This is a genomic window from Aerococcus sp. NPDC058936 (genome assembly GCF_042741995.1).
GTDB lineage: Bacteria > Bacillota > Bacilli > Lactobacillales > Aerococcaceae > Aerococcus.
Window position 1 is genome coordinate 982 of sequence record NZ_JBHYKZ010000018.1, and the last position, 1,089, is coordinate 2,070.

General features: G+C 45.4%; 1 protein-coding gene. It reads left to right on the forward strand.

Translation table 11 applies throughout. From position 1 onward, the window contains the following. Positions 1-919: DNA-methyltransferase (locus tag ACFW0C_RS09730; RefSeq protein ID WP_378107044.1), on the forward strand; the 919-nt coding region annotated here is incomplete at its 5' end. Between the last annotated feature and the right edge of the window lie 170 nt (positions 920-1,089).

Sequence of the window (1,089 nt, forward strand, 5' to 3'; positions counted from 1 at the left end):
GGGGGAGGGCGGTTTTCCTCCCTCCTTAGATGTCACGTATACACCTAAGGCTGTTGGTAACTCGACGATTTTTTTTGCTGATGCAATTGAATGGTTAAAAAGGCAAAAAGATAATTCAATTCATGCAGTTGTAACCGATCCTCCTTACGGATTAGTCGAGTATACAAAACAGCAGACTGAGAAACTAAGGGCAGGGAAAGGTGGTATTTGGAGAAAGCCGCCTTCCTTTGATGGACATAAGCGTGCGCCATTACCTCGCTTTACGGTTTTGCGGGAAGAAGATCTTAGAAATATATCATTATTTTTCAAAGAACTATCCTCGCAAGTCGAAAGGGTGGTTGTTCCTGGCGGGAATATAGTTATCGCATCCAACCCTCTTCTATCGCATATAGTCGCGGACTCTATGTCTACGTCTGGCTTAGAGCTACGAGGTTACATCGCGCGTCAGGTTATGACCATGAGAGGAGGGGATAGGCCCAAAAACGCCCATGATGAATTTGGAGATGTTTCTGTCATGCCACGTTCTCAATGGGAACCATGGATAGTGCTGAGAAAGCCTCTAGATGGAAGGGTTCAGGATAATCTACGAAAGTGGAAAACAGGTGGATTCAGGAGAATTTCAGCTGACAGGCCATTTGGCGATGTCATTAAATCTCATCCGACGCCAGCACATGAAAAAAAGATAGCGCCACATCCGTCATTAAAGCCGCAAAATTTCATGAGGCAATTAGTGAGGGCAGTGCTTCCTTTAGGAGAGGGGATTATTCTCGATCCATTTATGGGGGGCGGCTCCACATTAGCAGCTGCAAACCATATAGGTTATGAGAGCATTGGAGTTGAAATAGACCGGGAGTTCTTTGATTTGGCGGAGAAAGCTATCCCCGCGCTATCAGCCCTTCCAAGCAAGGAAAATAACTAAACTAAATCCTTGTAAACCCAGCTTTCTCTGAGCTTCTTCAACCCTTCTTTGTGAAGGGTTGCTGTTCTGGTTCCTAATGCACCACGATCATTACGACGGAAGTCATTTTCATCAACGTGGCAAAGATATACCTCGGTAAATTTCATCGACTTTCTGTCTGAGGCCGGTTC